The sequence below is a fragment of the Pseudomonas sp. LBUM1664 genome (genome assembly GCF_059695895.1).
The window spans coordinates 1,487,948-1,509,146 of sequence record NZ_CP166791.1 but is presented as its reverse complement, the minus strand read 5'-3'; the positions used below and the strand labels follow the sequence as shown (position 1 = coordinate 1,509,146).

Here is a 21,199-nt window from a genome sequence, read left to right as displayed (position 1 = left end):
ATGACTCTTAGAATCGCAATCAATGGTTTTGGCCGCATCGGCCGCAACGTCCTCCGCGCACTGTATACCCAAGGCTATCGTCGCGACTTGCAGATCGTCGCCATCAACGACCTGGGCGACAGTGCAATCAATGCTCATCTGCTCAAGTACGACACGGTCCACGGCACTTTCGATGCCGAGGTACAGCACGATCACGAAAGCCTGACGGTCAATGGTGACCGCATCTCGGTCAGCGCCATCCGCAACCCGGCCGAACTGCCCTGGGCCGCCGAGAAGATCGACGTCGTGTTCGAATGCACCGGCCTGTTCACCGACCGCGCCAAGGCCGCGGCCCATATCAGCGCTGGCGCCCGCAAGGTGATTATTTCGGCTCCGGCCAAGGGGGCCGATGCTACCGTGGTGTATGGCGTGAACCACGACATCCTGCGCCAGTCCCACCAGATCATTTCCAACGCCTCGTGCACCACCAACTGCCTGGCCCCAGTGGCCCAGGTGCTGCACCGCGAGCTGGGCATCGAAAGTGGCCTGATGACCACCATCCATGCCTACACCAACGACCAGAACCTGACCGACGTCTACCACACCGACCCGTACCGCGCCCGTTCGGCCACCCAGAACATGATCCCGAGCAAGACCGGCGCCGCCGAAGCGGTGGGCCTGGTGCTGCCGGAACTGGCGGGCAAGCTGACCGGCATGGCCGTGCGCGTGCCGGTGATCAACGTGTCCCTGGTGGACCTGACCGTGCAGCTCAAACGCGAAGCGTCGGCCGAAGAAGTCAACGAACTGCTGCGCCAAGCCAGCCAACATTCGAAGATCCTCGGCTACAACACCCTGCCGCTGGTTTCCAGCGACTTCAACCACAACCCGCTGTCGTCGATCTTCGACGCCAACCACACCAAAGCCAGCGGCAAGCTGCTCAAGGTACTGGCCTGGTATGACAACGAATGGGGCTTCTCCAACCGCATGCTCGATAACTGCCTGGCGTTGTGTAACGCCGAATAATGTTCGCAACCGTAGGAACTGCCGCAGGCTGCGATCTTTTCCGGCTCAATTGAGTCGCGAGCCAAACATCAAGATCAAAAGATCGCAGCCTTCTACATGAAATCAAGGCTTGACCGCAGAAGTAGATGATAAGCATTATCATCTACTCGAACCGGATCGGGCCTTACCGTGAGCCAATCGCGTTTTCACCACGTCTTCCTCGCCCAGCGCACGCCGCTGCTGCGCACCCTCGAGCGAATGGTCAACAACCCCAGCACCGCTGAAGACCTGCTTCAGGAAACCTACCTGCGCGTCACCCGCGCATTGAGTGAACGCACGGTCGAGCATCTCGAACCCTTCGTCTTCCAGACCGCCCGCAACCTGGCGCTGGATCATTTGCGTGCGCGGCGTATTCAGTCCCGGACCCTGCTGGACGATGTGCCACTGGAGGTCGTTCACAACGTGGTCGCCCCCCAGAGCAGTGCCGAGGATGCCGCCCACGCCGAGCGGATGCTCGAACGGTTGAACATCAGCCTGCAAGCCTTGAGCCCGCGTCAGCAGCAGATCTTCATCCTCAATCGTCTGCATGGCCACAGTTACCAGGACATCGCCGAACGGCTGGGCGTGTCATTGAGCACCGTGCAAAAGGAACTGAGGTTGATCATGGCGATCTGTGTAGGCGTGGCCGAACGCCTTAACACCGATTGAATTTGTAAGATTCGCTCTACAAGGCGGTCGTCGATTGCGTTGGCCTGCGGCCCTGCTAATCTGGCCCCCCTCATGATTCGAAACAGCCGTGCAAAGACACAGCCGAGGAACCACTGTGACGGACAATCATCGCGCCCCCGAACCCGCTACAGCGTCGGACACCGCCCATGCCATGGAGCAGGCGCTGGACTGGCTGATCCTGCTCGACAGCCCCAGCGAAGAACAGACCCGGCAGTTCCAGGCGTGGCTGGCGGCCGATCCGCGCCATGGCGAAGCATTCGTCAGGGCCCAAGCGATCTGGAACGGCCCGCAAGTGATCGAAAGTGCCCGGCGGCTCAAGGCCCAGCCGACAGTCACAGCCCTGTCGCGGCTGCGCGCCCACTGGAAACCCCTGGCCACCGCCGCCGTGCTGTTTCTGAGCCTGTTCAACTTCAGCGACTTGCCCCTGCATTTCCAGGCCGATCACCTGACCGTGGTCGGTGAACGCCAGCGCCTGCAATTGGCGGATGGTTCCAAGGTCCTGCTCAATACCGATTCGGCCTTTTCCAGTACGTTCAATGAGCGGCGGCACGTGGCCCGGTTGTACAAGGGCGAAGCGCTTTTCGAAGTGCCGGGCAATCACAACCTGCCGCTGGAAATCGACGCCGGCCCGGTGACCGCCAGCGTCAGCGACACCACGTTTGCGGTGCGCTACCTCGACGGCGTGGCCCTGGTCCAGGTGCAACGCGGCGATGTGGACCTGCGGGCCAACCGCAACGACACCCATGTCCGGCTGTCGGCCGGGGAAAGCATCCGCATCGGCCCCAACGGCTTCGACCACCCGGCCCGGCTCGATGCCGCGGACCTGGCCTGGGTCCAGGGTCGGCTGGTGTTCGAGAATCGGCCGTTGAGCCAGGTGTTGGCCGAACTGCGGCGCTACTACCCGGGCTGGATCATCAACAACAACGAGCAGTTGGCCAACGTCACGGTGACTGGCAACTACCGCCTCGACCAGCCGCTGGATGTGGTCCGTTCCCTGGCCCACATCACGTCTGCGCGCCTTCAGGAATTCCCGGCGGTGATGATCCTGAACTAAATGAGAATTATTTTTACTCGATAGCCTTCGCTGGTTCGTCTCGTTATAGCCAATGCAATTGATTCGCATCTTCAGATGCCGATCTGCACCTATAACAGATGCGACACGGAGCGCTATCGATGTCCTCTCGCCTTACTTGCCGGTTCCTTACCCCTTCTTGCACGCTGTCATTGCTGACCGCCGCCATCCTGATGGCCGGCACCGCGCCCGCCGCCCTGGCCGCCACCGATGCGCAACCACCTGCGCGCAACATGGGCGACTACACCTTTGCCATCGCCCAGCAGCCGCTGGTCTCAGCCCTGAATGCGTTCACTGCGGTCACGGGCTGGCAGGTCGGCCTGTCGGCGGAACTGGCCGACGGCGTCGCGTCGCCGGGCGTGAACGGCTCGCTGCCACCGGAAAAAGCCCTGGAGCGCCTGTTGGTGGGGACCAACCTGAGCTACCGCAAGCTGGGCAACAACAGCATCGTTCTGGAAAAGCGCAGCGCCGGCAGTGTATTGAACCTGCAACAGGTGACCATCAGCGCCACCCGTCAGGCACAGGACATCACCAGCGTACCGAGCACAGTCACCGTCCATGATCGCCAGGAACTGGATCGCAACAACGTCAATACCATCAAGGACCTGGTGCGCTACGAGCCCGGGGTTTCAGTGGGCGGTGCCGGCCAGCGCGGCGGCATCAGTGGCTACAACATCCGCGGTATCGACGGTAACCGGATCCTGACCCAGGTCGATGGCGTGGAAATTCCCGACAGTTTCTTCAATGGCCCCTACGCCAAGACCCAGCGCAACTACGTCGACCCGGAAATCGTCAAGCGCGTGGAAATCCTGCGCGGCCCGGCCTCGGTGCTCTATGGCAGCAACGCCATCGGCGGCGCCGTCAGCTACTTCACCCTGGATCCGGACGACATCATCAAGCCAGGCAAAGACGTTGGTGCGCGCCTGAAAACCGGCTACAACTCGGCCGACGAAAGCTGGCTCAAGTCCGCCACCATCGCAGGTCGCAGCGGGCAGTTTGACGGCCTGCTGCACTACAGCCAGCGCGACGGTCATGAAACCCAATCCTACGGCAACAATAATGGCACCGGCCTGGACCGGACCGCCGCCAACCCGGAAGACGTGCGCGCCAACAACGTGCTGGCCAAACTCGGCTGGAACTACAACGATGACTCGCGCCTGGGCCTGGTCTACGAGAAGTACAAGGACGACCGCGACAGCGATCTGAAAAGCGCCTATGGCGGCCCCTATTCCAACGGCCAGCCGGCCATTCCTGAATCCGTGCTGCCCGGCGGCATGTATCAGTGGCGCACCGGCAACGACACCATCACTCGCGAGCGCTTTGGCCTGGAGCACAACTTCGCCCTCGACAGCCTGCTGGCCGACCACGTGAAGTGGAGCCTGAACTACCAGATCGCCAAGACCGACCAGAGCACCGCCGAATTCTACTTCCCGATCACCCGCCAGGTGCTGCGCACCCGGGAAACCCTCTACGAAGAAAAACAGTGGGTCTTCGACGCGCAACTGGACAAAGCCTTCAGCATCGCCGACACCGATCACGCGCTGACCTATGGCACCACGATCAAGCAACAGAAAGTCACCGGCTCTCGCAGCGGCAATGGCGTGTGCCTGGCGGTGAGCCGCGGCTGCACCGCCGTGGGTGCCATCAGTTCTGCTGATGTGCTGGAAAAGGCCAGTGACTTCCCGGACCCGACCATCAACACCTACAGCCTGTTCGCCCAGGATCAGATCAGTTGGGACAAATGGACCTTCACGCCCGGCCTTCGCTACGACTACACCCAGCTCAAGCCGCACCTCACCCAGGCATTCCTCAACACCGTGGACCCTACCGACGGTGGCGAAGTCAGCGACGAGAACAAGACCTGGCATCGCGTCTCGCCCAAATTCGGCCTGACCTATGCCCTGACCGACCAGTACACCTGGTACGGCCAGTACGCCGAAGGCTTCCGCACTCCGACCGCCAAGTCCCTGTACGGTCGTTTCGACAACCCCAGTGCCGGCTACACCGTGAAACCCAACCCCGACCTGGAGCCGGAAAAAAGCAAAAGCTACGAGACGGGCCTGCGCGGCCGCTTCGACTCCGGTTCGTTCGATGTGGCGGTGTTCTACAACAAGTACCGCGATTTCATCAACGAAGACGCGATCACACCCGGGGCTGATGAGCTGACCTTCCAAAGCAACAACATCAAGCACGCCACCATCAAGGGCGCCGAGGTCAAGGGGCGCCTTGATCTGGACCTGTTCGGTGCGCCTCAAGGCCTGTACACCCAGGGTTCGGTGGCCTACGCCTACGGTCGTAACAACGACACCGGCGAGCCACTCAACAGCGTCAACCCGCTGACCGGCGTGTTCGGCCTGGGTTACGACCAGGACCAGTTTGGCACCTTGCTCAGTTGGACCCTGGTGAAGAAAAAGGATCGCGTCGACGACAGCAACTTCTACTCGCCGGACGGTGTGAGCACCCAGTTCAAGACCCCTGGCTTCGGCATCCTCGACCTGACCGGCTTCTACAAGGTGACCAGCGATATCACTGTCAGCGGCGGCCTCTACAACCTCACCGACAAGAAGTACTGGCTGTGGGATGACGTACGCGGCTACGACAGCGTCGGCGAAGCGGCGGTGCTGAGCCCCGCCAACCTCGATCGCCTGACCCAGCCAGGGCGTAACTTCGCGGTCAACCTGATTTGGGATATCTAAGAAATACATCCATACATTTTGAGACGAACCCATACCCCTGTGGCGAGGGAGCTTGCTCCCGCTGGACTGCGCAGCAGGCCCCAGATTTTACGGTCGCTACGCAACCGAGCGGGAGCAAGCTCCCTCGCCACAGTTTTTCACTGGACCTGTTTTCACTCGTAGGAATGCTCATGAATACCCAGCCTCCCGCTTTACGGTCCCAGCGCCTGAACCAGATCACCCACGAGCCCCACAGCAAGCTCGACGCGTTGGTCAAGGCATACGCCCCGTTCGAAACGCCGGCCAGCTTCGCCCGCTTCGTCGTCGCGCAGTACCTGTTCCAGTCGGAACTGGTGGCGCTGTACAACGACGTGCAACTGACCGCGCTGATTCCCGACCTGCCCGCCCGCTGCCGTGCCGATGCGGCCAAGGCCGACCTGGCGGACCTGGACACCGAAGTGCCGGCACCGGTGGCCGGCGCGGTGAAAAACCCGACCCAGGCCGAAGCCCTGGGCTGGCTCTTCGTTTCCGAAGGCTCCAAACTCGGCGCGGCGTTTTTGATCAAGCGCGCCGTGGGCCTGGGGCTGAGTGAAACCTTCGGCGCCCGTCACCTGGCAGAACCGGTGGGCGGCCGCGCTGAAGGCTGGAAAACCTTTACCCGTACCCTCGACGACCTGACCTTCACCGAACAGCAAGAAGCCGAAGCGGACAAAGGCGCGCTGGACGCCTTCAACCGGTTTACTGTGCTGCTGGAACAGGCCTATGTGGAGGACCTCGCCTGAACACCGTTTCCTGAGCGACCATTTTCCATTGTGGGAGCGAGCCTGCTCGCGATGACGGAGTGTCATTCATCTGGGTATTGACTGATACACCGCTATCGCGAGCAGGCTCGCTCCCACAGGGATAGCAATGGAAACAAAATCGATGGTACCTCTTGGGAAAACGCATGCCTGAACAAAAAACATGAACCGTCCCTCAAAAACCGCCCAACTGCTCTTCGGCCTGCTGGCCTACGTGAGCCTGGCCATCGGCCTGGTCGCCATCGTCGTGCCCGGCTTACCGACGACCGAGTTCATTCTGCTGGCCGCCTGGGCCGCGACCCGCAGTTCGCCACGCCTGAGCGCCTGGCTGGAGAACCATCGGCTATTCGGGCCGATGTTGCACAACTGGCGCAACGGCAAGGTCATCCCGCGTCGAGCCAAGGTCGGCGCCACAATCAGCATGCTGCTCTGCGCCGGGCTGATGCTGGCGACGCTCAACCACGGCTGGCCGGTTTACCTGGCCCTGGTCGGCATGGGCCTGGGCAACCTGTGGATCTGGTCACGCCCTGTGGCGAGGAAGCTTGCTCACGCTGGGTCGTGCAGCGGCCACGAATAAAACCCATTTGATCTATGCTCGTCCTCTCAAATCCGGAGGGCCCGCGATGACTGACCTGCTCACAACCGTTCAAGCCACCCTCGGCTTGCCCGCCACCCCACTCTCTTTCACCGGCAACGGCACCCTGCCCTCGGCGTTCGCCGTCACGGAGCTGGCCTGCGCCAGCATCGCCGCGGCAGGTCAGGCCACCGCCGAACTCATCCGCCAGCAAACCGGCCGCCTGCCGCCTCTTGAAGTCGACCAGCGCCTGGCCTCGTTCTGGTTCTCCACCTCCCTGCGACCCATCGGCTGGGCCGTGCCGCCCATGTGGGACCCGGTGGCCGGCGACTACGCCACCGCCGACGGCTGGATTCGCCTGCACACCAACGCCCCTCATCATCGACTTGCGGCGCAAAAAGTCCTCGGCACGTGCACCGACCGCGCCGGCATGACGACCAAGGTGGCGCGCTGGAACAAAGCCGAACTGGAACAAGCGCTGGTCGACGCCGGCGGTTGCGCCGCCCAAATGCGTTCGTGGCAAGCGTGGCAGGCTCACCCCCAAGGCATGGCGGTGAATGCCGAGCCGCTGGTGCAGCTGTCCAAAACCGCCGAAGAACCAGCCAAACCCTGGCTCGGCTCCATCGCCCAGCCACTGGCGGGCCTCAAGGTACTGGACCTGACCCGCGTGCTGGCCGGCCCGATCGCCAGCCGCTTCCTTGCAGGCCTGGGGGCCGACGTCATGCGTATCGACCCGCCAACCTGGGACGAACCCGGAGTGGTGCCCGAAGTCACCCTTGGCAAACGCTGCGCCCGCCTCGACCTGCATCAGCCTCACGACCGCGCCGCGTTCGAGGCGTTGCTCAAGGACGCTGACATCCTCCTGCACGGCTACCGCGCCGACGCACTGGAACGCCTGGGCTACGGCGCCGAACAACGCCAGAAAATCGCCCCGGGCCTGATCGATGTCAGCCTCAACGCCTACGGCTGGAGCGGCCCGTGGCAGAACCGTCGCGGCTTCGACAGCCTGGTACAGATGAGCAGCGGCATCGCCGAAGCTGGCATGACCTGGAAACAGACAGACAAACCGACGCCGCTGCCAGTGCAGGCGCTGGACCATGGCACCGGATACCTGATGGCGGCCAGCGCCATTGTGTTGTTGTCCAGGCGCCTGGAGAGCGGTCGCGGCGGCTCGGCACGCCTGTCACTGGCACGCACGGCGAAGCTGTTGATCGAGCATGGCGCCGGGGCCCAGACCGCGTTGCGGCCCGAGGACGACCACGATCAGGGATTGCTGGTCGAACAGACCCCATGGGGCCCGGCTCATCGGTTGAAAGTGCCGCTGAAAATCACCGGCACGCCATTGCAGTGGGCCTTGCCGGCCGCCGAACTGGGGGCTCATCGGGCACAGTGGTGATAGGCGGGCAAAGGCCTCAATGCCAGATAGAAACCGGAACCTGTGGCGAGGGAGCTTGCTCCCTCGCCACAATAACCGGGTCCATTGACCTTCGCCTCACAACGCCAGAACTCCACTGTACAACCCATAAGCCGCCATCCCCGCCCCCGCCACTACACAAGCAAAAATCCCCTTTTCCATATGAGTGAACAACGGCTGTCCCTGCTCACGCTTGGCCTGGGCAAACAGGACCACCCCCGGCGCATACAACAACGCCGACAACAGTAGGTATTTCACTCCGCCGGCATACAGCAGCCACACCGCATAACACAGGGCGACGCCGCCAACGCACAGGTCTTGCATGCGTCGGGCCGAGGCCTGTTCGTAGGTTTCGCCCCGCGCACAAAGCAGCACCGCATAGGCCGCTGACCACAGATACGGCACCAGGATCATCGACGAGGCAAGGTAGATCAGACTGGTATAGGTGCCAGCGGAAAACAGTGTGATCAGCAAAAAAATCTGGATCATCCCATTGGTCAGCCACAGCGCGTTGACCGGCGCGTGGTTGGCGTTCTCCTTGGTCAAAAACGCCGGCATGGTCTTGTCCCGGGCGGTGGCGTAAAGGATTTCCGCGCACAGCAACGCCCAGGACAGCAGCGCACCGAGCAGCGACACCGCCAAGCCCAGGCTGATCAGCAATGCGCCCCAAGGCCCAACAACGTGTTCCAGCACTCCGGCCAGAGACGGATTCTGCAGCTGCGCCAGTTCCGGCTGGCTCATGATTCCCAGCGACAACACGTTCACCAGCACCAGCAGCGCCAGCACCCCGATGAACCCGATGACCGTGGCCCGTCCGACGTCCGCGCGTTTTTCCGCCCGCGCCGAGTACACGCTGGCCCCTTCGATACCGATGAAGACGAACACCGTCACTAGCATCATGTGGCGCACCTGATCCATCACGCTGCCCAGGTCCGGGTTCATCGCCCCCCAGATATCACGGGTAAACACTTCGGCCTTGAACGCCACGGCGGCGATGACGATGAACATCACCAGCGGCACGACCTTGGCGACGGTGGTCACCAGATTAATGAAGGTCGCTTCCTTGATTCCCCGCAGCACCAGAAAATGCACCGCCCACAGCAGCAACGATGCACAAGCGATGGCCACCGGCGTGTTGCCTTGACCGAACACCGGAAAGAAATACCCCAGGGTGCTGAACAGCAACACGAAGTAGCCGACGTTGCCCAGCCACGCGCTGATCCAATAACCCCAGGCCGATGAAAAACCCATGTAGTCACCGAACCCGGCCTTGGCGTAGGCATACACACCCGAGTCCAGTTCCGGCTTGCGATTGGCCAGGGTCTGGAACACGAAGGCCAGGGTCAACATGCCCACCGCGGTAATTGCCCAACCGATCAGCACCGCACCGACGTCGGCCCGGGCCGCCATGTTTTGCGGCAGGGAAAAGATTCCGCCGCCAATCATCGAACCCACCACCAGTGCGATCAGTGCGCCGAGTCGTAGCTTTTGTAATGGCTGCGCCATATGGGTCTCGCGATTAATTAAGTCGATAAGGCGTCATAACATTTTAGAATAACGACACCCACTCAAAGTTTTTGAGTTTATTAACGCGGCCATGACCGAACGCATCAATGCAGCTGATTCATTCTGTCATGAAAACGCCCTACACCTATATTTGCCAGTCGGTAAAAACCAACTAGCGTGAACAGTCCCAACACAAGGGAATTAATACTGACCTCATCCTTGAGCAAGCGCTCTGAAACGGGCCTTCCCTGCCAACTTCAATTCCCCGGAATGGGTCGTTAAGTAATTCATTCACATGGCATTGTTGCCCTGCACTGATCTAGATCAGCTATCGAAGTTGCTAATCGACTTACGCTGATAACTCTCTTCTCCTGCATTGGAGTCATGTAATGTCTGACACCCCCGGAAAACTTCGTTTAGGTGCGCTAGTCGCGCTGGTAGTCGGCTCGATGATTGGCGGCGGAATCTTTTCCCTGCCACAAAACATGGCCGCCAGTGCTGATGTCGGGGCCGTATTGATCGGCTGGGCGATTACCGCCGTGGGCATGCTGACCCTGGCCTTCGTGTTTCAGACCCTGGCCAATCGTAAACCTGATCTGGATGGCGGCGTCTACGCCTACGCCAAGGCAGGGTTCGGCGATTACATGGGCTTTTCATCGGCCTGGGGCTACTGGATCAGCGCCTGGCTGGGCAACGTCGGCTACTTCGTGTTGCTGTTCAGCACCCTGGGCTACTTCTTCCCGGTTTTTGGTGAGGGTAATACCGTCGCGGCGGTGATCGGCGCGTCGGTCCTGCTGTGGGCCGTGCATTTCTTGGTACTGCGCGGCATCAAGGAGGCAGCGTTCATCAACCTGGTCACCACGGTCGCCAAAATCGTACCGCTGGTACTGTTTGTGCTGATCGCGGTGTTCGCCTTCAAGCTGGATATTTTCACCGCCGACATCTGGGGCCTGAAAAACCCGGACCTGGGCAGCGTGATGAACCAGGTGCGCCACATGATGCTGGTCACCGTGTGGGTGTTCATTGGCATTGAGGGCGCGAGTATTTTCTCGGCCCGCGCCGAAAAACGCTCGGACGTGGGCAAGGCCACCGTGATCGGTTTCATCACCGTGTTGCTGTTCCTGGTGCTGGTGAATGTGCTGTCCCTGGGGATCATGACCCAGCCGGAACTGGCGAAGCTGCAGAACCCCTCCATGGCCGCAGTGCTGGAGCACGTGGTCGGCCACTGGGGCGCGGTGCTGATCAGCGTTGGCCTGATCATTTCGCTGCTCGGCGCCCTGCTGTCCTGGGTACTGCTGTGCGCCGAGATCATGTTCGCCGCCGCCAAGGACCACACCATGCCGGCGTTCCTTCGCCGCGAAAACGCCAATCACGTACCGGCCAATGCCCTGTGGCTGACCAACGCGATGGTCCAGCTGTTTCTGATCATCACCCTGTTCTCGGCCAGCACTTACCTGTCGCTGATCTACCTCGCCACTTCGATGATCCTGGTGCCGTACCTGTGGTCGGCGGCCTACGCGCTGCTGCTGGCAGTGCGCGGCGAAACCTATGAGAACGCCCTGGCCGAGCGCCGCAAGGACCTGATCATCGGCGCCATCGCCCTGATCTATGCTGTGTGGCTGCTGTATGCCGGCGGGATCAAGTACCTGCTGCTCTCCGCCCTGCTCTACGCCCCCGGCGCGATCCTGTTCGCCAAGGCCAAGCACGAGTTGGGCAAACCGATTTTCACCGCTGTCGAGAAGCTGATTTTCGCCGCAGTGATCGCGGGCGCCCTGGTGGCTGCCTACGGGCTCTACGACGGCTTCCTGACTTTGTAACTGGCTGATTGTTTATCTGGAGGATTTGTAATGACCACGGAAAAAGTGAAGTACGGCGTTCATTCCGAAGCCGGTAAATTACGTAAAGTCTTGGTGTGTTCCCCAGGCTTGGCCCACCAGCGGTTGACCCCGAACAACTGCGATGAACTGCTGTTCGACGACGTGCTGTGGGTCAACCAGGCCAAGCGCGACCATTTCGATTTCGTCACCAAGATGCGCGAACGTGGCATCGACGTACTGGAAATGCACAACCTGTTGACCGACATCGTCGCCATCCCCGAGGCCCTGGACTGGATCCTGCACCGCAAGATCACTCCCAACTCGGTAGGTCTGGGCCTGGTGCATGAAGTCGACTCGTGGCTGCGCAGCCTGGAGCCACGCAAGATCGCCGAATTCCTGATCGGCGGCGTCTCGGCCGATGACCTGCCAGACAGCTTCGGTGGCAAGACCATCCAGATGTTCCGCGATTTCCTCGGGCATTCCAGCTTCATCCTGCCGCCGCTGCCCAACACCCAGTTCACCCGCGACACCACCTGCTGGATCTACGGCGGCGTAACGCTGAACCCGATGTACTGGCCGGCGCGACGCCAGGAAACCCTGCTGGCCAGCGCCATCTACAAATTCCACCCCGAGTTCACCAACGCTGACTTCCAGATCTGGTACGGCGACCCGGACCAGGACCACGGCAGCGCGACCCTCGAAGGCGGCGACGTGATGCCCATTGGCAACGGCGTGGTGCTGATCGGCATGGGCGAACGCTCGTCCCGCCAGGCCATCGGCCAATTGGCGCTGAACCTGTTCAAAAACAACGCCGTGGAGCAGGTGATCGTCGCCGGCCTGCCAAAATCCCGCGCGGCCATGCACCTGGACACCGTGTTCAGTTTCTGCGACCGCGACCTGGTGACGATTTTCCCGGAAGTGGTGAGCCAGATCGTCGCGTTCTCCCTGCGCCCTGACGAAAGCAAACCCGGCGGCATTGACGTACGCCGTGAAGAAAGCAGCTTCCTCGACACCGTGGCCGCCGCCCTCAAGCTGCCGGCGCTGCGCGTGGTGGAAACCGGTGGCAACAGCTTCGCCGCCGAGCGCGAGCAATGGGACGACGGCAACAACGTGGTGGCCCTGGAGCCGGGCGTGGTGATCGGCTACGACCGCAACACCTACACCAACACTCTGCTGCGCAAGGCCGGAGTGGAAGTCATTACCATCAGCGCCAGCGAACTGGGCCGAGGCCGTGGCGGCGGCCATTGCATGACCTGCCCGATCGTTCGCGACCCTATCGATTACTGACCTTAGAGCCAGGGCCGGCGTTTACCCAACTCCGGCCCTGGGGATAACCGAAACCCAAGGAGATCCACATCATGGCTTTCAACATGCGCAACCGCAGCCTGCTGAGTTTGATGCACCACACCAACCGCGAGCTGCACTACCTGCTGGACCTGTCCCGCGACCTCAAGCGTGCCAAATACACCGGCACCGAACAGGCGCACCTCAAGGGCAAGAACATCGCGCTGATCTTCGAGAAAACTTCGACTCGCACCCGCTGCGCCTTCGAGGTCGCGGCCCATGACCAGGGTGCCCACGTCACCTACATCGACCCGGTGTCGTCGCAGATCGGTCACAAAGAAAGCATGAAAGACACTGCCCGGGTGCTGGGTCGGATGTTCGATGCCATCGAGTACCGTGGCTTCGAACAGGAAATCGTCGAGGAACTGGCCAAATTTGCCGGGGTGCCGGTGTTCAACGGCCTGACCGCCGAATTCCACCCTACACAAATGATCGCCGACACCCTGACCATGCGCGAACACAGCGACAAACCGCTGCATGACATCAGCTACGCCTACCTGGGCGACGCTCGCTACAACATGGGCAACTCGCTGCTGATGATCGGCGCCAAGCTTGGCATGGACGTGCGCATCGGCGCGCCGAAAGCCCTGTGGCCGCACCAGGATTTCATCGATCAGTGCCAGGCCTTCGCCGTCGAAAGCGGTGCACGCATCACCATCACCGAAGACCCGAAAGAGGCGGTCAAGGGCGTGGACTTCATCCACACCGACATCTGGGTGTCCATGGGCGAGCCGGTGGAAGCCTGGGACGAGCGCATCGAGCAATTGCTGCCGTACCAGGTCAACGCGCAAATGATGAAAGCCTCGGGCAACCCCCGGGTGAAGTTCATGCACTGCCTGCCAGCATTCCACAACAGCGAAACCAAGGTCGGCCAGGACATCGCCGCCCGCTATCCGAACCTGGCCAACGGCGTGGAAGTGACCGAAGAGGTCTTCGAATCGCCGGCCAACATCGCCTTCGAGCAAGCGGAAAACCGCATGCACACCATCAAGGCGATCCTGGTGTCGGCGCTGGCAGATATCTAGAACCCAACACAGCTTGCTCTCTCTGTAGAAGCAGATATCTGGGAGTAAGGCCTTGCTCTCACAGGCCATCTCCCACAGGTGAGCAGGTTGCCCGTTACTTCTTTGTGAGAAGGACAACACCATGCGCATCGTCGTTGCCCTGGGCGGAAACGCCCTTCTGCGTCGGGGTGAACCCATGACCGCAGACAACCAACGCAGCAACATCCGCACCGCGACCGAACAGATCGCGAAAATCCACCCCGGCAACGAGCTGGTCATCGCCCACGGCAACGGCCCACAGGTCGGTCTGCTGTCGCTGCAGGCGGCGGCCTACACCTCGGTCACACCTTATCCGCTGGACGTGCTCGGCGCCGAAACCGAAGGCATGATCGGCTACATCATCGAACAGGAACTGGGCAACCTGCTGGACTTCGAAGTGCCGTTCGCAACGCTGTTGACCCAGGTTGAAGTGGACGCCAACGACCCGGCGTTCCAAAACCCCACCAAACCCATCGGCCCGGTCTACAGCCAGGAAGAAGCGCAGAAACTGGCCGCCGAAAAAGGCTGGGCCATCGCCCCGGACGGCGACAAGTTCCGCCGTGTGGTCGCCAGCCCACGGCCCAAGCGCATCTTTGAAATTCGCCCGATCAAGTGGCTGCTGGAAAAAGGCAGCATCGTGATCTGCGCCGGCGGTGGCGGCATTCCGACCAAGTACGACGCCAACGGCAAGTTGCAAGGCGTGGAAGCGGTGATCGACAAGGACCTCTGCTCGGCACTGCTGGCCGAGCAGCTTGAAAGCGATCTGCTGGTGATCGCCACCGACGTCAACGCCGCCTTCATCGACTTCGGCAAGCCGACCCAGAAAGCCATCGCCCAGGCCCACCCCGACGCCATGGAAAAACTCGGTTTCGCCGCTGGCTCCATGGGGCCAAAGGTGCAGGCAGCCTGTGAATTTGCCCGCAACACTGGCAAGGTCGCGGTGATTGGTTCACTCTCGGACATCAACGCTATCGTCCAGGGCACGGCCGGCACCCGCATCAGCACGGCGACACCTGGCATTACTTATCGATAACAGGAAACTTACCGGGCAGATCCACGGTCTGCCCTACTCCCATGCCTTCGAAGGAAAGTCGTTTATGGCCACGTTCGAACCCGGTCACCTGCATATGGAACGCCACGCGCTGAACAAGGATGATTTCAACTACAACCTGTGCATTGACTACGCGGTTGCCCAGGATCCCAAGGAAGGCCAAGGGATGTCGTTCCGGGTGCACGGCACGGTCGAGGACAACACTCTGGACGAGACCTTTTTCCTGGCCAAGGACCAGGCCTTCGACTTCGCTCGCCACGCCACGCGCATTGCACAGAAATATGGCCTGCCCAAGACTGCCAGCATCGGCTCGATGCACAAGTACTACGACGAAATGTTCGAAGACGTGCGCAAGCTACTGGGCGTGAAGTCGGGTGATCCGGTAAAGCCTGAGCATCTGGAATAACCCGCCCAACAGAACACCGTGATCCCCCTGTGGGAGCGAGCCTGCTCGCGATGGCGCAGGCTCAGCTTGCATTGATGCTGGATGTGCCGCCGTCATCGCGAGCAGGCTCGCTCCCACATTAGGGGTTATCAGTGTCCTGAATATCGGGTTACATCCCGTACCTGTTTGACTGGCAACTCATCGGCGCTGACCTATGCTCAATGTAGTACCCCCGGGTATTCGTTCAGAGGTCACCGCCATGAACATTAAAACAAGAAGACGCCTCGCCATTTTCGTCACCTGCACCGCCACGCTTGCGCTGTATGGCACCGCGGCCTACCGGGTCGAGCAGGCCAGGCAACTGCCCCGCGAATACGCCAGTTGCAACTTCGAACGTTGCATCCCCCACAACGCGACCCTGAACGCCTTGCGTTGAAGCGTACTCAGTCGTCCTGCTGATCGGCCTTGAGCCGGTCCCGGAACGCCTTGGGCGAGATACCGACGCGCCGGCGAAACAGCCGGGTGAAGTTGGTCGGGTCGGAAAACCCGAGCATTTCGGAAATCTCGTAAATGGTCATGCCGGTGTAGGTCAGCAGCCGCTTGGCTTCCAGCAATTGTCGCTCATGCATGATCTGCAACGCCGGTTGCCCCGCCAACTCGCGGCAGGTGCCGTTGAGGTGCGACACGGAAATACCCAGGCGATGGGCCAGGTCTTCGACCTTGACGTGCTGACGATAGGTTTCTTCCACCAACTGAATGAACCCGTTGAGGTATTCCCGGGCCCGTTGCGGGCGCTGGCTCGAGGTACGCCGTTGCATCACTTGGCGGCTGACCCAGACCATGATCACGCTGACCAACGCATGCATCAGCATTTCCCGGGCCGGTTGATGGCCGACGTACTCAGCCTGCAGAGCACTGAACAGGCTGTTGAGGTATACGGCGTTCTCACCAGCCGGGTAACTTTCGGCCTGGGCCAGGATGTTCACCGAATGGCCCAGCTGCGATTGCAGGTGCGTCACCAACGGCGCCGCCAGGGTCACCACGTAACCTTCCACATCTTCGGAAAAACGAAAGCCATGCACCGACAGTGGCGGCAGGATCTGCACCGTCGGCTCGTCGAGTTGCGTGCGCTGGCCTTCGATTTCCAGCTCTGCCTGGCCCTTGAAGACAAATAACAACTGGCAAAGATCAGCATGCCGATGGGGTTTTATTTCCCACTGGTGCTCGCGGCTGCGCTTGGAAATGGTTTCGCAGTGCAGCAGATCCGGAGTCGGCCAGTCCTGGCTTTCGCCGTAAAGCTTGAACACCGGGATCGGGGGCAGGTCAGGTTTTTTCATAACGTGGATCCGGGCCTGGGGTTGCGGGCGATAATCGCACCAATTGGCAGAAAGTACAGGTATCGGCTCAGTTTTCCCCTTCAATTGACAGGCCCGCAAGCGAAAAATGCAAGCACTCGGTCCATAACAATCAACACCGACTCTGGTCGTGTGCTTAGTGTGAGTCCTAACAACAATGAAAACGCTCAAAACTCAAGTTGCCATTATTGGTGCCGGCCCCTCCGGGTTGCTGCTTGGCCAGTTGCTGCACAACGCCGGAATCGACACTGTCATCCTCGAACGCCAGACCCCGGACTACGTGCTGAGCCGCATCCGCGCCGGTGTACTGGAGCAAGGTATGGTCCAATTGCTGCGCCAGGCCGGCGTCGGCCAGCGCATGGACGCCGAAGGCCTGCCCCATGACGGCTTTGAGCTGGCGCTCAACGGTCGCCGGGTGCACATCGACCTCAAGGGGCTGACCGGCGGTAAAAACGTCATGATCTACGGCCAGACCGAAGTGACCCGTGACTTGATGGCCGCTCGTGAAGCCGCCGGCGCCCGGACGTTTTACCTGGCCGGCAATGCCCAGCCCCACGACATGCAAACCGACCAACCCTTCGTGACCTTCGAGCACGAGGGTGAAACCTGGCGCCTGGACTGCGATTACATTGCCGGTTGTGACGGTTTCCACGGCGTGGCGCGACAGTCCATTCCCGCGGAAAAACTGAAGGTCTTCGAGCGGGTCTACCCGTTCGGCTGGCTCGGCGTCCTGGCCGACACCCCGCCCGTTCACGAAGAACTGGTCTACGCCCGGCACGAACGCGGTTTTGCCCTGTGCAGCATGCGCTCCAAGACCCGTACCCGTTATTACGTGCAAGTGCCTGCCGAGGAGCAAGTGGCCGACTGGCCAGACGAGCGCTTCTGGGACGAACTGAAAAACCGCCTGCCCGTTGATCTGGCCGAAGCGCTGGTGACCGGTCCATCCATCGAGAAGAGCATTGCGCCGCTGCGCAGCTTCGTGGTCGAGCCCATGCAGTACGGCCGGATGTTCCTGGTGGGCGACGCGGCCCACATCGTCCCGCCCACCGGTGCCAAGGGGTTGAACCTGGCGGCCAGCGACGTCAGTACGCTGTTCAACATTCTGCTCAAGGTCTATCGCGACGGCCGTGTGGATTTGCTGGAAAAATATTCAGCCATCTGCCTGCGGCGCGTTTGGAAAGCCGAGCGTTTCTCTTGGTGGATGACCTCGATGCTGCACCGCTTCGACGACAACGACGCCTTCAGCCAGCGCATCAGTGAAGCGGAACTGGAGTATTTCGTCGACTCTGAAGCCGGTCGAAAAACCATTGCAGAAAATTACGTCGGACTTCCTTATGAGGCTATCGAATAGCCGACTATCGACTTAAACTGCGGGCTCCGTCCCATTCGCCTCCTCGGCGTGATGCCCGCAGGTTCTGCCTTGACTCAGCTCAATACGCCTCAAACCCCGAAGCCGGCCATTCGCAGCGTGCTGGTGTCCCTGATGCTGGCGATTTTCCTCGGCGCGCTGGACCAGACCATCGTCGCCGTCTCGATGCCGGCCATCTCCGCACAGTTCAAGGACGTCAGCCTGTTGGCCTGGGTCATTTCCGGCTACATGGTCGCGATGACCGTGGCGGTGCCGATCTACGGCAAACTCGGCGACCTCTATGGCCGACGGCGGCTGATGTTGTTCGGCATGGGCCTGTTCACCCTGGCTTCGCTATTTTGTGGGCTGGCGCAAAGCATGGAGCAACTGGTGCTGGCGAGGATTCTCCAGGGCATCGGGGCCGGCGGGATGATTTCCGTGAGCCAGGCGATCATCGGCGACATCGTGCCGCCTCGCGAGCGCGGCCGCTATCAGGGGTATTTCAGCGGTATGTACGCACTGGCCAGCGTGGCCGGGCCAGTGCTGGGCGGCTACATGACCCAATACCTGTCGTGGCGCTGGGTGTTCTGGATCAACCTGCCGCTGGGCCTGGGCGCCTGGCTGGTGGCCCGGCGTGTCCTGGTGGGGTTGTCGGTGCCGCAACGCACGCCGATCATCGATTACCTGGGCACCGTGTTGCTGATCATCGGCCTGACCGCGCTGCTGCTGGGTATCACCCAGATCGGCCAGGGTCATGCCTGGCACAGCCGCGAAGTACTGGGGCTGCTGGGTGGCGCGGTGGTGGCGCTGGGGTTGTTCGTCTGGCATGAGCGCCGCGCCCCAGAGCCATTGTTGCCGATGCACCTGTTCGTCAACCGCAGCGCGGTGTTGTGCTGGTGCACGGTGTTCTTCACCAGCTTCCAGGCGATCTCCCTGACGGTGTTGGTGCCGTTACGCTTTCAGAGCGTCACCGGTGCCGGTGCCGACAGCGCGGCGTTGCACTTGTTGCCGTTGGCGATGGGGTTGCCCATAGGCGCTTATTTCGGCGGGCGCCGCACCTCGGTCACGGGTCGCTACAAACCGATCATCCTGAGCGGCGCCCTGCTTTTTCCGTTCGCCATCCTCGGCATGGCCTTCACCCCGCCCAGTGCATTCTGGCTCAGCAGCCTGTTCATGCTGCTCAGCGGCATCGCCTCGGGCCTGCAGTTTCCCACTTCATTGGTGGGTTCTCAGAACTCGGTGCAACAACGGGACATCGGCGTCGCCACCAGCACCACCAACCTGTTCCGCTCCCTTGGCGGCGCGGTGGGTGTGGCGCTGATGTCGGCGTTGCTGCTGGCCTTGCTACAGGATTCAAGCTTCGCTCAGCTCGCCGGTCCATCGCTGATCGGTGAGGGACATTCCGGCAATGTGCTGCTGGACGGCCTGAACGCCGCACCGGGCCCGGCGCAGAACGCTTTGCGCCAGGAATTGCAGACGACGTTCCGGCATCTGCTGCTGATCAGCGCAGCAGTGTCACTGCTGGGACTCGCGGCGGCAGCTGCGATGCCCGACCGCTTGCTTCGCGGGCGCGATGAAAAGATTCGATAGCCAGAATGCACAAAAAACCTGTGGTGAGGGATTTGTGGGAGCAAAGCTTGCTCCCACAGATTGCTATCAAGCCGTCGCAGCTACCGCACCCGGCTCCACCACCGCGCTCATCCCCTCCTTCATCCGCTTGGCATCGCGTACGAAACAGCGCGATGCCAGGAACAGGAACACCAGGGTCATGAACAGCGCCACCGGGATCAGGTACATCGCGTCGTGCAGGCCGATGGCCTTGAACGCTTCGCTCATCTGCGGGGCACCGGCTGCGACCATGGCCGTGCGGGCGAAGTAATCGGACAGGCCGCCCACCACCACCGGCCCCAGGCCGCCGCCGAGCAGGTACAGCCCCGCAAAGAACAACGCCATTGCCGTGGCCCGCAGGCGCGGTTCGACCACGTCCTGGATCGCCGTGTACACACAGGTATAGAAGGTATAGGCAAACAGCCAGCCGACACTGAACACCGCAACGAACACGCCGATTTCAATCCGCCCGGCATGCAACGCCCAAGCGGTGGTGGCCGTGGAGATGACCAGGCTGAACGCGGCAAACAGCAGACGACCGCTGGGCACCCGTTGATGAATCTTGTCGGCGATCCAGCCACCCAGGGTCAACCCAAACAACCCGGTCACACCCACCATGATCCCGGTGGCCACTGCCGCTTCGTGCAGCGGCATCAGGAAGTAACGCTGCAGCATCGGCACCAGAAATGAGTTGCAGGCATAGGTGGCGAAGTTGAAACACAGCCCGGCCAGCACCAGCCACAGAAAAGTCGGAATCGCCAGCACCCGACGAATAGGCCTGTCGACTTTTTCCTGGGACACTGGCACGGTTTCCGCCGCGCCGCGCTTGGGCTCCTTGATGAAAAACATGAACAACGCCAGGACCAGCCCCGGCACCGCCGCAATAAAGAACGGCGCGCGCCAGCTGTCAAAGGCCTTGACCATCGCACCGATGGTGAAGAACGCCAGCAGCAGCCCCAGCGGCAGGCCCAGCATGAAGATGCCCATGGCCCGCGCCCGACGATGGGCCGGGAACAGATCGCCGATCAGCGAGTTGGCCGCCGGCGCGTAACTGGCCTCACCGATCCCCACGCCCATGCGCACCACCAGAAACGCCCAGAAACTGCCCACCAGGCCATTGACCGCCGTCAGCGCGCTCCAAGTGGCCAGCCCCCAGCCCATCAATTTGCTGCGCGAACCGGTATCGGCCATGCGTCCCAGCGGCAGCCCGGCGATGGCGTAGACGATGGTGAAGGCAGTGCCGATGATGCCGATCTGGAAGTCGCTGAGGCTCCACTCCATGCGGATCGGCTCGATGATAATCGCCGGGATGGTGCGATCGAAGAAGTTGAACAGGTTGGCCAGAAACAGCAGGAACAGAATGCGCCAGGCATTCGCCGCTTGGGTCGAGTTCTGCATGGGTCCGTCTCTTATTGTTATGGGGCAACGGCGAAGCAACCGAGCCCTGCCTCTGCAATCTAGACAGCCGCGCGTGGGCTGTCTCCAATCATTCGCAAG

The 21,199-nt window shown here is 61.4% G+C and carries 18 protein-coding genes; 15 read left to right on the top strand and 3 right to left on the bottom strand.

All coding sequences use genetic code 11. The annotated features are described in order from the left end of the window. The 7 genes from gap (at window position 1) to ACA047_RS07100 (ending at window position 8,227) form a co-directional block, all read left to right on the top strand. On the top strand, window positions 1-1,002 hold the full coding sequence (gap, locus tag ACA047_RS07130; RefSeq protein WP_497357938.1) for a type I glyceraldehyde-3-phosphate dehydrogenase: 1,002 nt from the start codon (window positions 1-3) through the stop codon (window positions 1,000-1,002). 168 nt (window positions 1,003-1,170) lie between these two features. Further along, window positions 1,171-1,689: an RNA polymerase sigma factor gene (locus ACA047_RS07125; RefSeq protein WP_497357936.1), complete on the top strand. Its 519-nt coding sequence runs from the start codon at window positions 1,171-1,173 to the stop codon at window positions 1,687-1,689. 115 nt (window positions 1,690-1,804) lie between these two features. Beyond that, a complete protein-coding gene (locus tag ACA047_RS07120) occupies window positions 1,805-2,764 on the top strand; it encodes a FecR family protein (protein ID WP_497357934.1) in 960 nt (319 codons plus the stop codon). Between the two features lie 119 nt (window positions 2,765-2,883). Next, window positions 2,884-5,478, top strand: coding sequence for a TonB-dependent receptor (locus tag ACA047_RS07115; protein ID WP_497357932.1), 2,595 nt, complete (start codon window positions 2,884-2,886; stop codon window positions 5,476-5,478). A 170-nt stretch (window positions 5,479-5,648) separates the two neighbouring features. Then, window positions 5,649-6,239 carry a biliverdin-producing heme oxygenase gene (locus tag ACA047_RS07110; protein ID WP_497357930.1) on the top strand — a complete coding sequence of 197 codons (591 nt, stop codon included), beginning with the start codon at window positions 5,649-5,651 and terminating at the stop codon, window positions 6,237-6,239. Window positions 6,240-6,420: 181 nt separating this feature from the next. Beyond that, complete coding sequence (locus ACA047_RS07105; protein ID WP_497357928.1) at window positions 6,421-6,834, top strand: YbaN family protein; 414 nt, start codon at window positions 6,421-6,423, stop codon at window positions 6,832-6,834. A 46-nt stretch (window positions 6,835-6,880) separates the two neighbouring features. Further along, window positions 6,881-8,227, top strand: a complete 1,347-nt coding sequence (locus tag ACA047_RS07100; RefSeq protein ID WP_497357926.1) for a CoA transferase — start codon at window positions 6,881-6,883, stop codon at window positions 8,225-8,227. A gap of 96 nt (window positions 8,228-8,323) precedes the next feature. Here the strand turns inward: ACA047_RS07100 and arcD (ACA047_RS07095) are convergent, their stop codons facing one another. Then, window positions 8,324-9,751 (bottom strand): arginine-ornithine antiporter, encoded by a 1,428-nt coding sequence (arcD, locus tag ACA047_RS07095; protein WP_497357924.1) that lies wholly within the window; start codon window positions 9,749-9,751, stop codon window positions 8,324-8,326. Between the two features lie 389 nt (window positions 9,752-10,140). Between arcD (ACA047_RS07095) and arcD (ACA047_RS07090) the strand changes: the two genes are divergently transcribed. The 6 genes from arcD (ACA047_RS07090) to ACA047_RS07065 all read left to right on the top strand — a co-directional run bounded on the left by arcD (ACA047_RS07090) (window position 10,141) and on the right by ACA047_RS07065 (window position 15,827). Continuing rightward, window positions 10,141-11,568 carry an arginine-ornithine antiporter gene (arcD, locus tag ACA047_RS07090; RefSeq protein ID WP_497357922.1) on the top strand — a complete coding sequence of 476 codons (1,428 nt, stop codon included), beginning with the start codon at window positions 10,141-10,143 and terminating at the stop codon, window positions 11,566-11,568. A gap of 30 nt (window positions 11,569-11,598) precedes the next feature. Then, window positions 11,599-12,855, top strand: coding sequence for an arginine deiminase (gene arcA, locus ACA047_RS07085; RefSeq protein WP_497357920.1), 1,257 nt, complete (start codon window positions 11,599-11,601; stop codon window positions 12,853-12,855). A 71-nt stretch (window positions 12,856-12,926) separates the two neighbouring features. Further along, complete coding sequence (locus tag ACA047_RS07080; protein ID WP_497357918.1) at window positions 12,927-13,937, top strand: ornithine carbamoyltransferase; 1,011 nt, start codon at window positions 12,927-12,929, stop codon at window positions 13,935-13,937. A gap of 121 nt (window positions 13,938-14,058) precedes the next feature. Next, the gene (arcC, locus tag ACA047_RS07075; protein WP_497357916.1) at window positions 14,059-14,988 is read left to right on the top strand and encodes a carbamate kinase; all 930 of its coding nucleotides are present in this window, start codon (window positions 14,059-14,061) and stop codon (window positions 14,986-14,988) included. A gap of 64 nt (window positions 14,989-15,052) precedes the next feature. Further along, window positions 15,053-15,412, top strand: coding sequence for a DUF5064 family protein (locus tag ACA047_RS07070; protein WP_497357914.1), 360 nt, complete (start codon window positions 15,053-15,055; stop codon window positions 15,410-15,412). 238 nt (window positions 15,413-15,650) lie between these two features. Continuing rightward, entirely contained in the window at window positions 15,651-15,827 is a 177-nt protein-coding gene (locus tag ACA047_RS07065) for a hypothetical protein (protein WP_420764340.1), read from the top strand. Window positions 15,828-15,834: 7 nt separating this feature from the next. Here the strand turns inward: ACA047_RS07065 and ACA047_RS07060 are convergent, their stop codons facing one another. Then, window positions 15,835-16,728: a helix-turn-helix domain-containing protein gene (locus ACA047_RS07060; RefSeq protein WP_497357912.1), complete on the bottom strand. Its 894-nt coding sequence runs from the start codon at window positions 16,726-16,728 to the stop codon at window positions 15,835-15,837. 175 nt (window positions 16,729-16,903) lie between these two features. Between ACA047_RS07060 and pobA the strand changes: the two genes are divergently transcribed. Then, on the top strand, window positions 16,904-18,097 hold the full coding sequence (pobA, locus tag ACA047_RS07055) for a 4-hydroxybenzoate 3-monooxygenase (RefSeq protein WP_497357910.1): 1,194 nt from the start codon (window positions 16,904-16,906) through the stop codon (window positions 18,095-18,097). 69 nt (window positions 18,098-18,166) lie between these two features. Then, on the top strand, window positions 18,167-19,684 hold the full coding sequence (locus ACA047_RS07050) for an MDR family MFS transporter (RefSeq protein WP_497357908.1): 1,518 nt from the start codon (window positions 18,167-18,169) through the stop codon (window positions 19,682-19,684). 66 nt (window positions 19,685-19,750) lie between these two features. Here the strand turns inward: ACA047_RS07050 and ACA047_RS07045 are convergent, their stop codons facing one another. Beyond that, window positions 19,751-21,100 (bottom strand): spinster family MFS transporter, encoded by a 1,350-nt coding sequence (locus ACA047_RS07045; protein WP_497357906.1) that lies wholly within the window; start codon window positions 21,098-21,100, stop codon window positions 19,751-19,753. Window positions 21,101-21,199: the final 99 nt, after the last annotated feature.

Bases quoted from the DNA above. Each gene is read 5' to 3' on its own strand.
- ACA047_RS07115 (WP_497357932.1), top strand. From the start codon at position 2,884: ATGTCCTCTCGCCTTACTTGCCGGTTCCTTACCCCTTCTTGCACGCTG.
- ACA047_RS07065 (WP_420764340.1), top strand. From the start codon at position 15,651: ATGAACATTAAAACAAGAAGACGCCTCGCCATTTTCGTCACCTGCACC.
- ACA047_RS07105 (WP_497357928.1), top strand. From the start codon at position 6,421: ATGAACCGTCCCTCAAAAACCGCCCAACTGCTCTTCGGCCTGCTGGCC.
- ACA047_RS07100 (WP_497357926.1), top strand. From the start codon at position 6,881: ATGACTGACCTGCTCACAACCGTTCAAGCCACCCTCGGCTTGCCCGCC.
- arcD (WP_497357922.1), top strand. From the start codon at position 10,141: ATGTCTGACACCCCCGGAAAACTTCGTTTAGGTGCGCTAGTCGCGCTG.
- ACA047_RS07070 (WP_497357914.1), top strand. From the start codon at position 15,053: ATGGCCACGTTCGAACCCGGTCACCTGCATATGGAACGCCACGCGCTG.
- arcA (WP_497357920.1), top strand. From the start codon at position 11,599: ATGACCACGGAAAAAGTGAAGTACGGCGTTCATTCCGAAGCCGGTAAA.
- arcD (WP_497357924.1), bottom strand. From the start codon at position 9,751: ATGGCGCAGCCATTACAAAAGCTACGACTCGGCGCACTGATCGCACTG.
- arcC (WP_497357916.1), top strand. From the start codon at position 14,059: ATGCGCATCGTCGTTGCCCTGGGCGGAAACGCCCTTCTGCGTCGGGGT.
- gap (WP_497357938.1), top strand. From the start codon at position 1: ATGACTCTTAGAATCGCAATCAATGGTTTTGGCCGCATCGGCCGCAAC.
- pobA (WP_497357910.1), top strand. From the start codon at position 16,904: ATGAAAACGCTCAAAACTCAAGTTGCCATTATTGGTGCCGGCCCCTCC.
- ACA047_RS07045 (WP_497357906.1), bottom strand. From the start codon at position 21,100: ATGCAGAACTCGACCCAAGCGGCGAATGCCTGGCGCATTCTGTTCCTG.
- ACA047_RS07110 (WP_497357930.1), top strand. From the start codon at position 5,649: ATGAATACCCAGCCTCCCGCTTTACGGTCCCAGCGCCTGAACCAGATC.
- ACA047_RS07080 (WP_497357918.1), top strand. From the start codon at position 12,927: ATGGCTTTCAACATGCGCAACCGCAGCCTGCTGAGTTTGATGCACCAC.
- ACA047_RS07060 (WP_497357912.1), bottom strand. From the start codon at position 16,728: ATGAAAAAACCTGACCTGCCCCCGATCCCGGTGTTCAAGCTTTACGGC.